Raw genomic sequence first — 16,319 nt, forward strand, 5'->3', positions numbered from 1 at the left:
GAGCTGTCGAAGGTGGGACTGGCGATTGGGACGAAGTCGTAACAAGGTAGCCGTACCGGAAGGTGCGGCTGGATCACCTCCTTTCTAAGGAGCACAGTACCGATTGCAGACAAACGTTCTGCACGGTCAGCTCATGGGTGGAACGTTGATTAGTTGGCACGGTTTCCCAAACCCTCTGTAAGTACTGCTTCGGCGTGGAACACAGCATCTGATGGGTCGGGCCGGGCACGCTGTTGGGTATCTGAGGGTGCGGACTTACGGTCTGCTCCTTCGCGATGCCGGCCCCGGTCGGTTCAGCGCCGGCTCGATCGGGGCGGTCGGTTCAGTGCCGGACGGTACGGTACGGCTGGCTCACCGTCGGCCGGTTCGGTACGACCGGGTCAACCTCCGGGTTCAGCGTCGGCGGCGACGGTGCCGACGGCAGGGGTGGGGCGGCTGGTCCGACGCCGGGTGCGGCAGACGGCGCCTGACCTCCGCCATGCCCTCACCGAGATCCGAGAGCCTGATACTCATGGCGCCCACGACCCGGTTCGTGGCGTCGAGCCGTCGGTCCAGGTCGTCCAGCCGACGCGACATCCGCGCCAGTACGGGACCCAGTTCCCGCAGCGCGGGACCGACCTCGCTCATCGCGGATTCGAGCTGAGTGAGGCGGTGGCCGAGCCCGCCGTCGTCCGAGCGGGGGGCCGGTACGGATGCCGTGTGCTGCTCCTCGGTGTCGAGGAGGTAGCTCCGCACCCGGCGGGCAACTTCGCTGTCGCGCAGCAGCATGGCGATGTTGAGGACGGTGCGGCGCGTGTGAACCGTGAGGCCCGAACGGGGCTGTGGATAACTCAGTCCGTGCGAGTGAAAGGGGGACAGGTTGTCCCCCTTGAATCCTTCGAGGTCAGAGCCGTGCAGGACGCGCAGTCCGTTTGATGTGAGCTCCTCTCGGTGGCGTTGGGCCAACTTCTTGATGACCTCTGTGGATACTTCGAAGTACCGCGCCACGTCTTGTGTGCGGAGGTGAATTCCGTCCGGCAACAGTGCGAGCGCCTTGACCTTGTCCAGGACGTCGACACGCCCCAGATGGTCCGCGCGTAGCGCTCGCGATTCGAGCAGGGCGATTTCGGTTGGCATGGATGAGCCTGCCGTTCATGGTCGATGAGTGCATGACAGAAACGGCCCTCTCCCCGGGCTTCAGGGGTGGAGATCCGCTCATCTACGTCACGTACTCAATGACCGGCCCGGCTTCCGCCCCCGGCACCGGCACTCCCCGACTTCACGCGCTCTCGTCGCCTCGAACCCCAGTTGCCTCCACGCTCCCTGACCAACGACCCGACTGTCGTACAAGTCACGCACGCCAGGCACACCGCGCAGGCACACCGCGCAGGCCCCCGCGTGCCGGACCGTTCGGCGGCTGCTCTAGACCCGGCGGTCCCGGGCCGCGAACAGGCCCACCACCAGCGCCACCGCACACACCCCGAGGACCAGGGCGATCGGCAGGGTCCAACTGCCCGTCGCCTGGTACACGGCGCCTGCCGTCAGCGGGCCGACCGCGGCCAGGAGGTAGCCGACCGTCTGTGCCATCCCGGACAGCCGCGCCGCGGTCTGCGCGTCGCCCGACCGCAGCACGATCAGGGTCAGGGCCAGCCCCACCGCGCCGCCCTGTCCGACACCCAGCACCGCCGACCAGAGCCAGGCACCCGATACCGGGGCGACCATCAGGCCCGCGTAGCCGACCGCGACCATCGAGGTGACCAGCACGATCAGCGGACGCTGACTGCGCATCCGGCCGGCGAGCAGCGGCACCCCGAAGGCCCCGGCGACCTGGATCAGGTTGTTGAACGCGAAGATCACGCCCGCTGCCGACCGGCTCATCCCGTGATCCGTGAAGATGGTCGGCATCCAGGCGATCAGCACGTACGACCAGAGCGACTGGAGACCCATGAAGAGCGTGACCTGCCAGGCCAGCGCCGAGCGCCAGATGCTCCTGGCCGGTCCGGTGCCGGCGGGTGCGACACGCACCTCGTGGCCGGTACGTCCGCGGGCGATCAGTACCTGGGGCAGCCATGCCACGGCGGCGACCGCGGCGAGCAGCGACCAGAAGGCCAGCGACGCCTGCCAGCTGTTCCCGAACGCCTTCTCCAGCGGGACCGAGGCCGCGGCGCACAGCGTGGCACCGCCGATCATCGCGCCCGTGTAGACGGAGGTCATCGACGCGGCCCGGTCGGGGAAGTCCCGCTTGATGAGCCCCGGCATCAGGACGTTCAGCAGCGCTATCGCGGTGCCGGCCAGCACTCCGCCGCCGTACAGGGCGAACACCGACGGCAGGACCCGGACCAGGATGCCGACGCCGAGCAGGACGAGCGCACACAGCAGGACCACTTCGGTACCGAACCGGCGGGCCAGCCAGGGCGCGATCACGGCCCCGACCCCGAGGAACAGCACCGGGACGGATGTGACCAGGCTCGACGCCGTCGACGAGAGCCCGAACGTGTCGCTGATCTCCCCGATCAACGGTGACACGCTCGCCAGCGCCGCCCGCATGTTGAGCGAGGCCAGCACGATGCCGACGAGCAGCACCACGGGGTGCGCGATCAGGGCGCGCCGTGCGGCGACACCTTCGGGGGATTGCCGGACGTCGGCCTCCGCGTCGGGAAGCATGTGGCCCAGGTCGAGCTGGTTCAGATCGAGCTGGTTCAGGTCGAGCTGGTCCGGGTCGAGCTGGTCCGGGTCGGGGCGGGACACGTCAGGTACCTCTCAGTGTTTCTGCGCGGTGCTGCTGCTGTGCAGCGGTTCTGTTCGTACGCCGACCAGCCGGCGGACAACGTCCATCGGCACCTGGAGCAGTGCGCGGGCCGCCTGCTCGGCCGCCGCCGGGTCGCCGCTCTCGACGGCGTCGACCAGGGCTTCATGAGCGGCGAAGTCGATCGGCGGCATCTCCCGGTCGCCAAGGGCGGCGACCAGGGACTCATGCATCTGGGTCGAGAAGAAGCGGTACACCTCGGCGAACGTGGCGTTGTGCGTGGCCTCGACCACCCCGAGGTGGAAGGCGAGATCGGCGTCGGCCGCACGGTCGCCCTGCTCGTGGAGGGTGGCGAGGGCTTCCCGTAGCCCTTCGAGGTCCGCCGCCTCCCTGCGGACGGCCGCCAGCCTGGCGGCCTCCGTCTCCAGGGCGACCCGCAGCTCCAGGATGTCCAGCACCCCCGCATGGCTCATCGTGCGGAGCACGGCGGAGGGGTCGGCGGTGGAGCGTACGAAGGTGCCGTTGCCCTGGCGGGACTCCAGGAGTCCGGCGTGTACCAGGACCCGCACCGCCTCGCGGACGGTGTTGCGCCCCACGCCGAGCTGTTCGGCGAGGTCGTGCTCGGTGGGGATGCGGTCGCCCACGGACCACTCCCCGCCGGCCAGCTGGTCCCGTAGCTGCTGGACGACGGTGTCCACGAGGGAGTGCCGTCCTGCCGTACGCAGTGCCATGTCGTCGCCCCGTGTTCGTCCTCACGATGGTGTCCGCGATATCCGGTCACCCGGTTGCCCAGTCATCCTACAACTACCTGCCTGCGGCCATCACTCACCCAGCCGACCAGGACCGGTCACCCCGCCCCGGTCAGCCCCGCAGCAGCCGCTCCAGCGTCACGGCGATGCCATCGTCCTCGTTGGACAGGGTGACCTCGTCGGCCACGGCCTTCAGGGAGTCGTGGGCGTTGGCCATCGCCACCCCGTGCGCCGCCCAGCCGAACATCGGGATGTCATTGGGCATGTCCCCGAAGGCGATCGTGTCCGCGGCCGTGAGCTTCAGCCGCCGGGCGGCCAGCGACAGACCCGTCGCCTTGCTCAGCCCCAGCGGCAGGATCTCCACGACGCCCTCGCCCGCCATGACCACGTCCACCAGATTCCCGACGCACTGCCGTGCGGTGTCCGCCAGCGCGTCGTCGCTCAGCTCCGGGTGCTGTATGTAGACCTTGTTGACCGGGTCGGACCACAGGTCGTCCCGGCTGTCGAAGCCGGCCACCGGGAGCGTGCCCTCGTTCAGCCGGTAGTCGGCGCTCACCAGCACCTCGCCGTCGAGCCCGTCCCGGCTTGCCGCCACCGCCAGCGGTCCGGTCTCCGTCTCGATCTTGGCGAGCGCGACAGCGGCCAGCCGGCGGTCCAGCGTGACGGAGGTGAGCAGCCGGTGCTCCCCCGCGTGGTACAGCTGCGCCCCCTGCGCGCACACCGCGAGGCCCTCGTAACCGAGGCCGTCGAGGATGGGCCGGGTCCATGGCACCGCGCGCCCCGTGACGACGATGTGCGCGGCCCCCGCCGCGGTCGCCTCGGCGAGTGCGGCGCGGGTGCGCTCCGAGACCGAACCGTCGTCGTGCAGCAGCGTGCCGTCGAGGTCGGTCGCGATCAGCCGGTAGGGGTGAGCGGGATTCGTCACTTCGACGCGGGCTCCAGAGTCTCTCGTCCGCCGAGGTAGGGCCGCAGTACCGGCGGGACCCGGACCGAGCCGTCGGCGAGCTGGTGGTTCTCCAGGATCGCCACGATGGTGCGCGGTACGGCGCAGAGCGTGCCGTTGAGGGTGGCCAGCGGCTGGACCTTCTTGCCGTCACGCATCCGGACCGACAGGCGCCGCGCCTGGAAACCGTCGCAGTTGGACGCCGACGTCAGCTCGCGGTACTTGCCCTGCGTCGGGATCCACGCCTCGCAGTCGAACTTCCTGGAGGCCGATGCCCCGAGGTCGCCGGTGGCCACGTCGATCACCTGGAAGGGCAGTTCGAGGCTGGTCAGCCACTGCTTCTCCCATGCCAGGAGCCGCTGGTGCTCGGCCGCCGCGTCGTCGGGGTGGACGTACGAGAACATCTCGACCTTGTTGAACTGGTGCACCCGGAAGATTCCCCGGGTGTCCTTCCCGTAGGTGCCGGCCTCGCGGCGGTAGCAGGGCGAGTACCCCGCGTAGCGCAGCGGCAGTTCGCCGGCGTCGATGATCTCGTCCATGTGGTACGCGGCGAGCGGGACCTCGGAGGTGCCGACCAGGTAGTAGTCGTCCTTCTCCAGGTGGTAGACGTTCTCGGCGGCCTGGCCGAGGAAGCCGGTGCCCTCCATGGCGCGCGGACGGACCAGCGCGGGCGTCAGCATGGGGATGAACCCGGCCTCGGTGGCCTGGGCGACCGCCGCGTTGACCAGGGCCAGTTCGAGCAGCGCGCCGATGCCGGTCATGTAGTAGAAGCGCGAACCCGAGACCTTCGCACCGCGCTCCGTGTCGATGGCCCGCAGGGCCTCGCCGAGCTCCAGATGGTCCTTGGGCTCGAAGCCCTCGGCCGCGAAATCACGGATGGTGCCGTGCGTCTCCAGGACGGTGAAGTCCTCCTCGCCGCCGACCGGGACGTCGGGGTGTACGAGATTGCCGAGCTGGAGGAGCAGGCGCTTGGTCTCCTCGTCGGCCTCGTTCTGCTCGGCGTCGGCCGCTTTGACAGCGGCTGCGAGCTGCCCCGTCTTCTTCAGCAGCTCGGCCTTCTCGTCGCCCGAGGCTTTGGGGATCAGTTTGCCGAGCGTCTTCTGCTCGGAGCGGAGTTCGTCGAACCGGAGTCCGGACGACCTTCGCCGCTCGTCGGCGGAGAGCAGGGCGTCGACGAGCGCGACGTCCTCTCCACGGGCGCGCTGGGAGGCGCGAACACGGTCGGGGTCCTCACGGAGCAGGCGAAGGTCAATCACCCCACCAGGTTACCGGTGCCCGCTTCCGCCACTCGACCTGATATTGGCTGTCCCGTTTGCGGCCCGTATCCAGGCGGCGCTTTGTCCGGATTGGTGCAATATCTATGGAATGGTGCATGGAGTGTCGGTGGGGATATCCGGATGCGGATGCCGGCCCGCTCCTCGCGGGCCCCGGTTCGCGGGCCCCGGTGGTCAATATAAGGTGACCGATTCCCTGGAACGAAGCATTCCGGACGAAATCGTTGACTCATTTCCCTTGCGCCGAGCGGGACTTGGCTTCACTTGTCCACAGGAATCCACAGCCCGGATTAGTTATCCACAGGCTGTGTGGGAAATCTGTGGATGGCGAAGGAGATGGTTCCGAAAGCCTCACAGGTAACCGGCCGTTCGCTGGAACTTCCCCTTCAAACCCCTTGCGTGCACTCATTCAGGTGGGAATTGTTCCCTCTGGAGGGTTGATCGGGAGAATTGGGGTGACAGGCACCCGCCTGTCAGCCTGTGGATGGAAGTGTCGTCACTAGGGCGATTTGTCGACCATGTCGTCTTGGGGTGTCGACTTGTCCCCAGGTCGAAATCCGCCCTGTGGATAACTTTTCCGCAGCGCGGAAATCAGCCAGTACGACGATCGCGGACCAAGCCTGCGCACACCAGAGCACGGTGGTGGGGGCTGAGCCCAGCCCCCACCACCGTGCTCTGGCAGTCCTTCAGACCCGGCCGTCCTGGCTGCGCGCCAGCCAGTCCGAAGCCGCCACGAACCCCGGGTCCGAGGTACCGGACCGCAGCGCCCGTACGTCCTGCGCCGTCACCCCGGCCCGCGGATAGGAACCGAGGAACCGCACCTCGGGGCAGCTCCGCTTGAGCCCCATCAGCGCCTCGCCCACCCTGCGGTCCGAGATATGGCCCTCCGCGTCGATGGCGAAGCAGTAGTTGCCGATGCCCTCACCGGTCGGCCGCGACTGGAGCAGCATCAGGTTGACCCCCCGCACCGCGAACTCCTGCAGGATTTCGAGGAGCGCGCCGGGGTGGTCCTCGCGCTGCCAGACGACCACCGATGTCTTGTCCGCGCCGGTCGGCGCCGCGGGCCTGGCGGGGCGGCCCACCAGGACGAAGCGGGTCTCCGCGTTCTGCGCGTCGTGGATCTCGGTGATCAGCGGTTCGAGCCCGTACGTGGCGGCGGCGAACTCTCCGGCGAAGGCCGCGTCGTACCGGCCCTCCTGGACGAGCCGTGCGCCGTCGGCGTTGGACGCGGACGACTCCCACACCGCTTCGGGGAGGTTCGCCCGCAGCCAGTTCCGTACCTGGGGCTGGGCGACGGGGTGCCCGGTCACCGTCTTCACATCGGTCAGCTTCGTGCCCGGACGCACCAGCAGCGCGAAGGCGATCGGCAGCAGCACCTCGCGGTAGATCATCAGCGGCTCGCCGCCCGACAGCTCGTCGAGGGTCGCCGTGACACCGCCCTCGACGGAGTTCTCGATCGGTACGAGCGCCGCGGCGGCCTCCCCCGTCCGTACCGCGTCGAGCGCGGCCGGCACGGACACCATCGGAACGAGTTCGCGGGTGGCGGCCTCGGGGAGCGTACGCAGAGCCGCCTCGGTGAAGGTGCCTTCGGGGCCCAGATAGGTGAAGCGAGTGGCTGACATACGGTCACCCTAATGGCCCGTACGCCCCGGGTCCCGAGGTCCCGGGGCCCCGGACCGGAGCCTCAGTGGCCTTCGAGCAGGCGCTGGCCCACGTACTCGCCGCGGCCGGGTGCCCCGGGCACCGCGAAGAGTCCGCTGGCCTCGTGCCGGATGAAGTCCGACAGCGCGTCTCCGCGGTCCAGTTTCCGCTGCACCGGCACGAAGCCCCGGTTCGGATCGGCCTGCCAGCAGACGAAGAGCAGCCCCGCGTCCGGTGTGCCGTCCCCGCCGATTCCGTCGTGGTACGAGAAGGTGCGGCGCAGCAGAGCGGCACCGCCGTTCTGTTCGGGGGCCGAGATCCGCGCATGCGCGTTGTCGGGGATGACGAACTTGCCGTCGGGGCCGACCTTGGTCAGGTTCATGGCGGTCGTCTCGGTGCCCCCGGTCAGCGGGGCGCCGTCCTTCTTCCGCCGCCCGATGACCTGCTCCTGCTTCCCCAGCGGGAGCTTCTCCCAGTCGTCGAGGAGCATCCTGATCCGGCGTACGACGGCGTACGAGCCGCCCGCCATCCACTCCGGCTGCGCCTCCGCGCCTTTGCCGCCGCCCGCCGGCACGAAGATCCGCCGCTCGAAGTCGCTCTCCGAGGGCTTGGGGTTCCCCGTCCCGTCGATCTGGCCCATCAGATTGCGGGTGGTCATCGGCTTCGCGGTCGCACCGGGCGAGCGGTTGAAACCGTTCATCTGCCAGCGGACCCGGGCCGCCGAACCCGCCTCGTTCTGGAGTGCGCGCAGGGCGTGGAAGGCGACGAGCGGGTCGTTCGCGCCGATCTGCACCCACAGATCGCCGTTGCTGCGTTTGGCGTCGAGGTGGTCGGACGAGAAGTCCGGCAGCGGGTCGAGCTGGCTTGGGCGCTGCGCGGTCAGTCCGGTACGGGTGAAGAAGGAGCGTCCGAAACCGAAGGTGACCGTGAGGGACGAGGGTCCCGCGTCGAGTGCGATCCCGGTGTCGTCGCCGAGCGGCTCGCCCGCCATCATCCGTTGGGTACTCGCCGACCAGCGGCGCAGCAGCGCCGCGGCCTGGCTGCGGCCGGCGCCGGCTGCCAGGTCGAAGGCGATCAGATACCCGGTGGACTGGGCGGGCGTGGTGATGCCCGCCTGGTGCGCCGCGTGCGCGGATCCGCCGGAATCGCCGCCTCCGGCGGTGTTCGGCGCCGGGTGGAAGGCCACCTCGGTCGACCCGACGGTCGTCAGCGCGGCCGCCGGGTCGGACTCGGTCGCCGCGTGCGCTGCGGCTCCGCCGGCGGCGCCCACGACGAGGCCGCCCGCCCCCACCGCGCCCGCGGTCCCGAGCAGCCGCCTCCTGGAGATGTCGTTCATTGCTGGTCAGCCGATCTCCACCGTCTTGTTCACGGTGGTCTCGTCGATGTCGGACGTCCGTACGGTCACCGCGACGTCCCAGGCGCCCGCCATCGGGATCTGGACGTTGTCCGCGCTCCAATGTCCGGTGAACAGGTGGTCGGGCGCGACGGGCAGCGGCCCGATCCTCTTCGCCTTGAGGGTGAGGGCGACCCGCACCTCGGGGACGTCGTACGGCTTGCCCGCCGGGTCGTTCACGAAGAGGTGCAGCTGGTTCTTTCCGCTGCGGCCCGGGGTGAGTTCGAGCGCCGCTGTCCCCTTGCCCCTGGGGCCGCCGGTGTCGAACGGGAGCGTGGCATTGACCGGTCCCGAAGGCACCGCGGCGGTGGACGACGAGGTGCTCCGTCCGGCCTCCTCCTCGGTCCTGCCCGGCTCGGTGGTGGTCAGGACCGTCGTCACGGCCAGCAGCGCCACGGCGACCACGGTCTCGGCGAGCACCGATTTCCGGAGCCCGGTGCGGTGCGGGTCGGCGTCCCGTACCCGCCGCTCGCGCACCACGTCCCTGGCGGCCCGCTGCCGGGCGAGCTGGGCGGCGCGTCGCGGATCGGCGGGGGGATCGGCCGGCGGGCCACCGGGGGCGGTGGCGCTCTCACCGCCCTCTGCCTCTCCCGTCACAGCGGTCTCAGGGACAACAGCGGTCCCGGAAGAAGCGACGGCCTCCGGGACGGCCGCGCTCCCGGAAGCAACAGCCGGCGGCTGCGTGGCGACAGCCGCTTGCGCGGTGACGGCCGGCTGCGCGGCGACAGCCGTCTCGGAGAGCCGCGCCGTCCAGCGCCGGGAGAAGTACGCGATGCAGACGACCACCGCGACGAGCCCCACCTTGACCATGAGCAGCTGCCCGTATCCCGTACCGAAGAGCGCGGACCAGGAGCCGACCTGCCGCCAGGACTGGTAGAGGCCGGTCGCCGCCAGGGTGCAGACGGCTGCGAAGGCGATACGGGAGAACCGGCGCACAGCGGCGCGTTCGATGGACGGCGTACGGAACAGGGCGACGAGCAGCGCGGCCAGTCCGCCGAGCCAGACGGCGACCGCGAGCAGATGCACGATGTCGACCGGCATCGCGATCCCGGGCTGGAGGCCGACCGACGCGTGCTCGGTGAGCGCCCAGGTCGCGGCGATCCCGGCGGCGACGACGGTCCCGCCGACGGCCAGGCCGAAGGTGAGGTCCTTCCGCTCCTTCGCCGCCTCCGGCTCCGTGGCCGCCGCGCGCCGGGCGTACGCCCCGAAGAGCACGGCGACGAAGAGCGCGGATGCGCCGAGCAGCAGCAGTCTGGAGACGAGCGCGGCGCCGGGTTTGGTCTGGAGCACACCCTTGAGCGCGCTCAGGTCGAAGACGTCCGCCAGGTGCCCCGATCCCGTGTAGGGCGCTCTGAGCAGCAGAAGAACGAGGGTGGCCGCGGTCAGGGTCAGCCAGCCGCGTACGACGAGGCGCTGCAGCGCCCGTTCGTTCGCCCCGCGCTGCCAGCAGGCGATGACGAAGGCGGCGCCGCCGACCAGGATGATGAATCCGGCGTACGCGGCGTAGCGCGCGGCGCCGTAGAGGACGCCGACGAGCCCGCCGCCCACGTTCTCGCCGGTCGCGGAGACGGTGGTCTTCGACGGCGCGCCGATGGAGAAGGTGAAGGCGCCCGATACGGGGTGGCTGTCGGCGGAGATGGCCTGCCAGGCCACGGTGTAGGTGCCGTTGGCGAGGCCGGGGCGCAGGTCGACACCGTAGGTGACCTTGCTGCCCTTGGAGAGGTTGCGGAGTTTCGCGGTGTCGGAGCGCTTGCCCTTCGGGTCGAGGACGCGGATGGACTTGTTGTCCATGGCGACCTGTTCGGAGAAGGTGAGCGCGACATCAGAGGGAGCCTTGGCGACCACCGCTCCGGCCTTCGGATCGCTTCCGAGCAGGGCCGCGTGCGCGGAGGCGGGGGCGGCCGCGGCGAACAGTGCGCCGAGGACCGCCGCCGCGACGAGCAGCAGCCATGCGAGCGGAGGCCCGGAGCGCGGTGGGGCGGTGGTCGCCGTCATGGTGTCAGCTCCTCAACTGTGCTGCGGGTTGTAAGTGGGCTGCTTGACGGGAAGTTCGGCCTTGAGCACGCCGCCCTTCTCGAAGTGCAGTTCCACGGCGACCTTCTGGCCGCGCTTGGGCTGCTTCTTGAGGTGCATGAACATGAGGTGGTTTCCGCCGCGCTCCAGGTCCAGTTCGCCGTGGGCGGGGACCGGGAGGGACTTCACCGCGAGCATCTGCTGGTTCTTGGTCGTGTGCATGGTGACGTCGTCGGAGAGATCACTGGTGACGGAGGTGAGCCGGTCGGCCGTGCCGCCGCTGTTGGTGACGGTTACGAAGCCGGCGGCCATCCCGCTGCCCCCGACCGGCTCGGGCATGAAGGACTCGGTGACCTTCAGCTCGGGCCTGCCACCGGAGCGGCTGTCGGCCGAACCCGAACCCGAACCCGAACCCGATCCCGATCCGGAGCCCGAACCGGACCCCGATCCCGATCCGGACGAGGAACAGCCGGCCAGCGCCACGGCCGCCGCGGCGGCTATGGCGCAGACGGAGGCCGCCCGCCTGCCCCGGTTCACGGCTTCTCACCCCTGACGATCTTCGGGAGGTCCTTCGTGTAGTCCTTGACCGTGGTGTCCTCGCCGTACAGGAGGTAGCCCTTGTCCGTCTTCGGTGAGAAGGCGACGACCTGAGCCCCGTGCATCGAGACGATCGTGCCGTCCTTCTCCTTCTTGGTCGGGGAGATGCCGATGCCGATCTGGCGGGCCCCCGCCTGGATCTTCTTGAAGTCGCCGGTGAGCCCGATGAACGACGGGTCCTGCGCCTTCAGCCACTTGCCCAGCTCGGACGGGGTGTCCCGGCCCGGGTCGGTGGTGACGAAGACGACCTGGAGCTTCTTCTGCTCGTCCTTGGGCAGCGCCTTCTTCGCCACGGCGAGATTGCCCATGGTCAGCGGGCAGATGTCGGGGCAGTGCGTGTAGCCGAAGTAGATCAGCGTCGGCTTGCCCCTGGTCTCCTTGCGGAAGTCGAACTTCTTGCCGTGGGTGTCCGTGAGGACGAAGTCCGGCTTGGTGAACGGGGTGTCGAGCACCGTCGCCGCCTGCGTCTTGTTCTGGCCGGACACATCGGCCACCGCGCTCTTGCCGGAGCTGCTGCCGCTGTCGCTGCCGCAGGCCGCGAGGGAGAAGGCGGCCGCCACCGCGAGGGCGGCGGCCGTGAGCGACTTCATGTACGTGCTGCGTGTCGTGCTGTGCATGGAAGAACGTCCCAAGTGCTGTGGGTGGTGTGGGCCCGTCAGGCGGTACGGCGGCGGCCGGCGAGGACACCGAAGGCGACGCCCGCGATGCCGATGACGATGCCGATGACCCCGAGGATCCTGGCGGTGTTGTCACTGCTGTCCGAGGACGAGGCGGTGGCAGTCTTGGCGGGCGCGCCGCTGTCGCCCGATGATGTCTTGCCGGACGCGCTGCCCGGTGTGGCGCCGGCCGTGTCGGCGGCCGGGGTCAGCTTGAGTACGGGCGCCGGGTTCTGCGGCTCGTCGGCGCCGGGCTTCTGCTCCTCGATCCAGCGCACGACCTCCTTGTTCGAGTACGTCTGCAGAGCCTTGAAGGTCAGCTGGTCGGTGTTGGTGGGCAGCTGGCCCACGGACACCGGGAACTGCTGGAACTGTCCGGGCTCGATCTTCCCGCCGGTCCAGGTGACCTTGGTGACGGCCTTGTCGATCTGCTTGCCCTCGATGGTCAGCGGCTTGGGCAGCTTCGATGTGGTGACGTCGACCTTCCAGCCCGGCACGGGCTCCGGCATCACCGAGGCGAGCGGGTGGTCGGCCGGGAAGTTGACCTCGATCTTGGTGGTCGACGCGTTGTCGCGCTCGTTGGGGACCTTGAACGCGATCGTCGCGTAGCCGCCCTTGGCCGCGTCGCCCTGCGGCTGGACGGTGACGTGCGCGAACGCGGTACCCGCGAGCAGCAGGACGGAGGTGGCGGCGACACCGCCGACCACGGCGATACGGCGGGTGAGCCGGGGGCGCCCGTTCCTGAGGGAGCCGGCGTTCGGCGAGTCGGTGCTCGGCGAGTCGGTGCTCGACGGGCCGGCGTTCAGCGGGTTGATGCTCATACGGAACACACTCCACGGTGCGAAAAGGAAGGTGGCGACCCGCGCGCCGGTGCGCGCGGACAGCACGGCACCCGCTCCCGTCGCTTCTCGCGTGGGGAGGTGCCGCGTCAGGCTGCGAACGCGTAGACCGCGGGCGGCCCGCGCCTGATCACCGTGTGCTGGAGTGCTTCGCCCGCTCTCCACAGGGGCGCGGGGAGAGGCGCGTACCCGGCGCGCGGCCCCTGGGCGGGTGCTCCCGGAAGCCCGGAACGCAGGGCGCGTACCAGCGCGAGCGCGCCGCGCAGATTACGTACGAGCGCCCCCTCGGCAACACCGTGCGACTGCCGGGTCAGACGGAACAGCGCGATCTCGCCGCGCCGCATGACCCAGCCGGTTGCCAGGGCTGCCAGCAGATGGCCGAGCACCATGGGGAGGCTCGGCAGCATGAAGAGGCCCGTCGAGGCCGTGGCTTCCGCCATGTGGTGCGGTGCGGTGGGGGCGGCGGCACCCGCCGCAGGGTCGAGGCCGGCGGCGGCGACGATGCTGTGGGCCCTGGCGGCGCTCATCGGGGCGGCGCCCGCGCCGCAGACCAGCTTCCCGGCGAGCAGGACCAGGGCGGAACTGTCGCTTCCGGAGCCACCTGACCCGGCCGTACCGCCCGTTCCGGACGCCCCGCCCATGCTCATGGCGCCCATCGCCATGGCGCCGTGCTGGCCGAGCCCGAACACCGTGTGCAGCGCCAGCTGGCCCGCGGTCATCGCCGCGGCGATGCCGGGCAGCGAGCGCTCCCGCCCGGCGAAGGGCGCGGCCACGACGAACAGCCCGGCGAACCCGAGGGCCAGCGGCCACCAGGGGACGGCCGCGCCGGAGGCCAGCGCATGCCCCGTCCCGGCCAGCACGACGCAGACCGCGGTGAAGACCGCGGTCCTCAGAAGCCGTGGACCGGCTCCGGCGCGTACGGCAGAGGTAAGCATGGCCGGGCCATCATCGCACTGGGCCCGGGACCCGCATACGGCAGGTCCGGAAGGTCACCATCCGTCCCGCCGGGTCCCACTCGCGCCCCGCGGGGCCCGGCTTCCGCGCCCATGAACCCCACGGCGCACCCGGGACACACCCGCCTTACACCGACGCACGGTGCACGCGCGTCCGCCGAATGAGCGTTATCACGTCAACTGTGTGCTTACGCCCCCGGACCGCGGCAATACGTAACCGTAATGTCGAGCCGCAGCCAGGAGGCTGGAGCATGAGCATCTGGTGGTCTCTGCATCTGCGGCGTGAAGCCGCGAGCGTCCCGCTCGCCCGCCGTCTTCTGCTCGGTGCCATGGAGACCGCCGGCGTCGATCCCGAGATCTCCTTCGAGCTGTCCCTCGCACTCAGCGAAGCCTGCGCGAACGCGGTGGAGCACGGGGGGACCGGAGGGCCGGGCGCCACGTCACCGGGGTACCGGGTGACGGCGTTCCTCGACGGTGAGCGCTGCCGTATCGAGGTCACCGACTCCGGTCCGGGTTTTCCCGCCCGGCAGAAGCGCCGCGCCGCACCTCAGAACGTACTGGCACATCCGGCGGCACCGGCACCGGCCGCGGCCTGCGCCGAGAGCGGCCGGGGCCTGGAGCTGATCGCGGAACTCTCCGACCACGCCGACTTCCGGAACAGGCCGGGCCGAGGCGCGATGGTCCGCTTCGACAAGGTCCTGAAATGGCGCGAGGACGCACTCCTCAGGGCCTCGTGACCGGCCCGCGGCGCGACCGTACGGGCCGGTTCGGTCACCTGGCCGCGCCGGCGAGGCCCTCGTGACCTCCCGGCCCGTGTGAACGTACGAACTTGACCGGGGCGCGCCGGGTCAGTGGGGGGCCGGCCATGACACGGCCGGACTCACCCCCACTGGTCCCGCTGCCCGGTTCACCAGGCCCGCGGGCGGATCAGCCCTGCTTGACCGAGGCCATCCAGGTCTCGACCTCGTCGGCCCGGCGCGGCAGCGCCGACGACAGGTTCCGGTTGCCGTCCGCGGTGACGAGGATGTCGTCCTCGATCCGGACCCCGATGCCCCGGTACTCCTCGGGCACGGTCAGGTCGTCCGCCTGGAAGTACAGACCGGGCTCGACCGTGAGGCACATACCGGGCTCCAGCGTGCCGTCGACGTACGCCTCGGTGCGCGCGGCCGCGCAGTCGTGGACGTCGAGTCCGAGCATGTGACCGGTGCCGTGCAGGGTCCAGCGGCGCTGCAGGCCCAGTTCGAGCACCCGCTCCACAGGGCCTTCGACCAGGCCCCACTCGACGAGCCTCTCGGCGAGCACACGCTGGGACGCGTCGTGGAAGTCACGGTAGGCGGCGCCGGGCTTGACGGCCGCGATACCCGCCTCCTGCGCCTCGTACACCGCGTCGTAGATCTTGCGCTGGAGCGCGTTGAAGCGTCCGTCGATGGGGAGCGTGCGCGTCACGTCGGCCGTGTAGAGGGAGTGCGTCTCCACGCCGGCGTCGAGCAGCAGCAGTTCGCCGGAGCGGACGTCACCGTCGTTGCGCACCCAGTGCAGGGTCGTCGCGTGCGGTCCGGCGGCGCAGATCGAGCCGTAGCCGATGTCGTTGCCCTCGACGCGGGCGCGCAGGAAGAACGTTCCCTCGATGTAGCGCTCGGAGGTGGCCTCGGCCTTGTCGAGGATCTTCACGACGTCCTCGAAGCCGTGCACCGTCGCGTCGACGGCCTTCTGCAGCTCGCCGATCTCGAAGTCGTCCTTCACCGCGCGCGCCTCGGAGAGGTGGACGCGCAGCTCCTCGTCGCGCTCGGCGGTGACCTTGTCGGTGAGGGCGGACTCGATGCCGGCGTCGTAACCCCGGACGTTGCGGACCGGCCCGGTGGCCGCGGTGAGCGCGGCGGGCAGCTCGCGGACGTCCTTCGCCGGGATCCCCAGCAGCTGCTCGGCCTCGGCGAGCGAGTGCCTGCGGCCGACCCACAGTTCGCCCTGGCCGCTCAGCCAGAACTCGCCGTTCTCCCGGTCGGAGCGGGGCAGCAGATAGACCGTGGCGGTGTGCCCGCCGTCAGCGGCCGGTTCGAGGACCAGGACGCCGTCCTGGGTCTGGTCGCCGGTGAGGTACGCGTACTCGCTCGCGGCCCGGAAGGCGTACTCGGTGTCGTTGGAGCGGGTCTTGAGACGGCCGGCGGGGATCACCAGACGCTCACCCGGGAAGCGCGCGGAGAGCGCGGCGCGGCGGGCGGCGGTGTGTGCTGCCTGGGCGATCGGCTCCAGACCGTGCAGCTCGGTGTCGGCCCAGCCGGACTTCATGTTCGCGGCGAGCTCTTCGGACACGGCCGGGTAGAGGCCGTTCTTCCGGGGCTTGACGGCTTCCGCCGCCGGGTTCTCCAGGGATTCCGGGGTTTCCGGGTTCTCCGGGGTGAGCTCCTCAGACACGTTTCTGTCTCCTTGAGTACGACACTGGGCCCCCTCCATCGTACGGGTGTACGGAAGGGGGCCCAGGGCCGAAAGGCCTCTTACCGGGCGGCTCCCCGCACCTGCCGAGTCCGGCGGAACCCGT

14 protein-coding genes and 1 rRNA gene are annotated in these 16,319 nt (G+C 70.2%); 2 read left to right on the forward strand and 13 right to left on the reverse strand.

What is annotated here, in order from left to right:
* Positions 1-84, forward strand: a 16S ribosomal RNA gene (locus tag ACWGKJ_RS32080); the annotation flags it as partial.
* A 309-nt stretch (positions 85-393) separates the two neighbouring features.
* Here ACWGKJ_RS32080 and ACWGKJ_RS32085 read toward each other — a convergent pair.
* The 12 genes from ACWGKJ_RS32085 to ACWGKJ_RS32140 form a co-directional block, all read right to left on the reverse strand.
* The gene (locus tag ACWGKJ_RS32085; RefSeq protein ID WP_385033870.1) at positions 394-1,116 is read right to left on the reverse strand and encodes a hypothetical protein; all 723 of its coding nucleotides are present in this window, start codon (positions 1,114-1,116) and stop codon (positions 394-396) included.
* 285 nt (positions 1,117-1,401) lie between these two features.
* Positions 1,402-2,643, reverse strand: coding sequence for a CynX/NimT family MFS transporter (locus tag ACWGKJ_RS32090; RefSeq protein WP_385033882.1), 1,242 nt, complete (start codon positions 2,641-2,643; stop codon positions 1,402-1,404).
* Between the two features lie 96 nt (positions 2,644-2,739).
* A complete protein-coding gene (locus ACWGKJ_RS32095) occupies positions 2,740-3,456 on the reverse strand; it encodes a FadR/GntR family transcriptional regulator (RefSeq protein WP_385033873.1) in 717 nt (238 codons plus the stop codon).
* Positions 3,457-3,586: 130 nt separating this feature from the next.
* Positions 3,587-4,399, reverse strand: coding sequence for an HAD family hydrolase (locus tag ACWGKJ_RS32100; RefSeq protein ID WP_385033876.1), 813 nt, complete (start codon positions 4,397-4,399; stop codon positions 3,587-3,589).
* Positions 4,396-5,673, reverse strand: coding sequence for a serine--tRNA ligase (gene serS / locus ACWGKJ_RS32105; RefSeq protein WP_385033879.1), 1,278 nt, complete (start codon positions 5,671-5,673; stop codon positions 4,396-4,398). Before serS ends, ACWGKJ_RS32100 begins: the two co-directional genes overlap by 4 nt.
* A gap of 704 nt (positions 5,674-6,377) precedes the next feature.
* Positions 6,378-7,313 carry a prephenate dehydratase gene (pheA, locus tag ACWGKJ_RS32110; RefSeq protein ID WP_385026599.1) on the reverse strand — a complete coding sequence of 312 codons (936 nt, stop codon included), beginning with the start codon at positions 7,311-7,313 and terminating at the stop codon, positions 6,378-6,380.
* Between the two features lie 62 nt (positions 7,314-7,375).
* On the reverse strand, positions 7,376-8,668 hold the full coding sequence (gene efeB, locus ACWGKJ_RS32115; RefSeq protein WP_385026596.1) for an iron uptake transporter deferrochelatase/peroxidase subunit: 1,293 nt from the start codon (positions 8,666-8,668) through the stop codon (positions 7,376-7,378).
* A 6-nt stretch (positions 8,669-8,674) separates the two neighbouring features.
* Positions 8,675-10,720: a copper resistance CopC/CopD family protein gene (locus ACWGKJ_RS32120; protein ID WP_385026593.1), complete on the reverse strand. Its 2,046-nt coding sequence runs from the start codon at positions 10,718-10,720 to the stop codon at positions 8,675-8,677.
* A 12-nt stretch (positions 10,721-10,732) separates the two neighbouring features.
* On the reverse strand, positions 10,733-11,275 hold the full coding sequence (locus ACWGKJ_RS32125) for a copper chaperone PCu(A)C (RefSeq protein WP_385026590.1): 543 nt from the start codon (positions 11,273-11,275) through the stop codon (positions 10,733-10,735).
* On the reverse strand, positions 11,272-11,952 hold the full coding sequence (locus ACWGKJ_RS32130) for an SCO family protein (protein ID WP_385026587.1): 681 nt from the start codon (positions 11,950-11,952) through the stop codon (positions 11,272-11,274). Before ACWGKJ_RS32130 ends, ACWGKJ_RS32125 begins: the two co-directional genes overlap by 4 nt.
* A gap of 38 nt (positions 11,953-11,990) precedes the next feature.
* On the reverse strand, positions 11,991-12,812 hold the full coding sequence (locus ACWGKJ_RS32135) for a YcnI family copper-binding membrane protein (RefSeq protein ID WP_385026584.1): 822 nt from the start codon (positions 12,810-12,812) through the stop codon (positions 11,991-11,993).
* 107 nt (positions 12,813-12,919) lie between these two features.
* The gene (locus tag ACWGKJ_RS32140; protein WP_385026581.1) at positions 12,920-13,765 is read right to left on the reverse strand and encodes a hypothetical protein; all 846 of its coding nucleotides are present in this window, start codon (positions 13,763-13,765) and stop codon (positions 12,920-12,922) included.
* A gap of 269 nt (positions 13,766-14,034) precedes the next feature.
* Between ACWGKJ_RS32140 and ACWGKJ_RS32145 the strand changes: the two genes are divergently transcribed.
* On the forward strand, positions 14,035-14,520 hold the full coding sequence (locus tag ACWGKJ_RS32145; protein ID WP_385026578.1) for an ATP-binding protein: 486 nt from the start codon (positions 14,035-14,037) through the stop codon (positions 14,518-14,520).
* A gap of 190 nt (positions 14,521-14,710) precedes the next feature.
* Here the strand turns inward: ACWGKJ_RS32145 and ACWGKJ_RS32150 are convergent, their stop codons facing one another.
* The gene (locus tag ACWGKJ_RS32150; protein ID WP_385026575.1) at positions 14,711-16,195 is read right to left on the reverse strand and encodes an aminopeptidase P family protein; all 1,485 of its coding nucleotides are present in this window, start codon (positions 16,193-16,195) and stop codon (positions 14,711-14,713) included.
* Between the last annotated feature and the right edge of the window lie 124 nt (positions 16,196-16,319).

The organism is Streptomyces sp. NPDC054757, assembly GCF_053612185.1.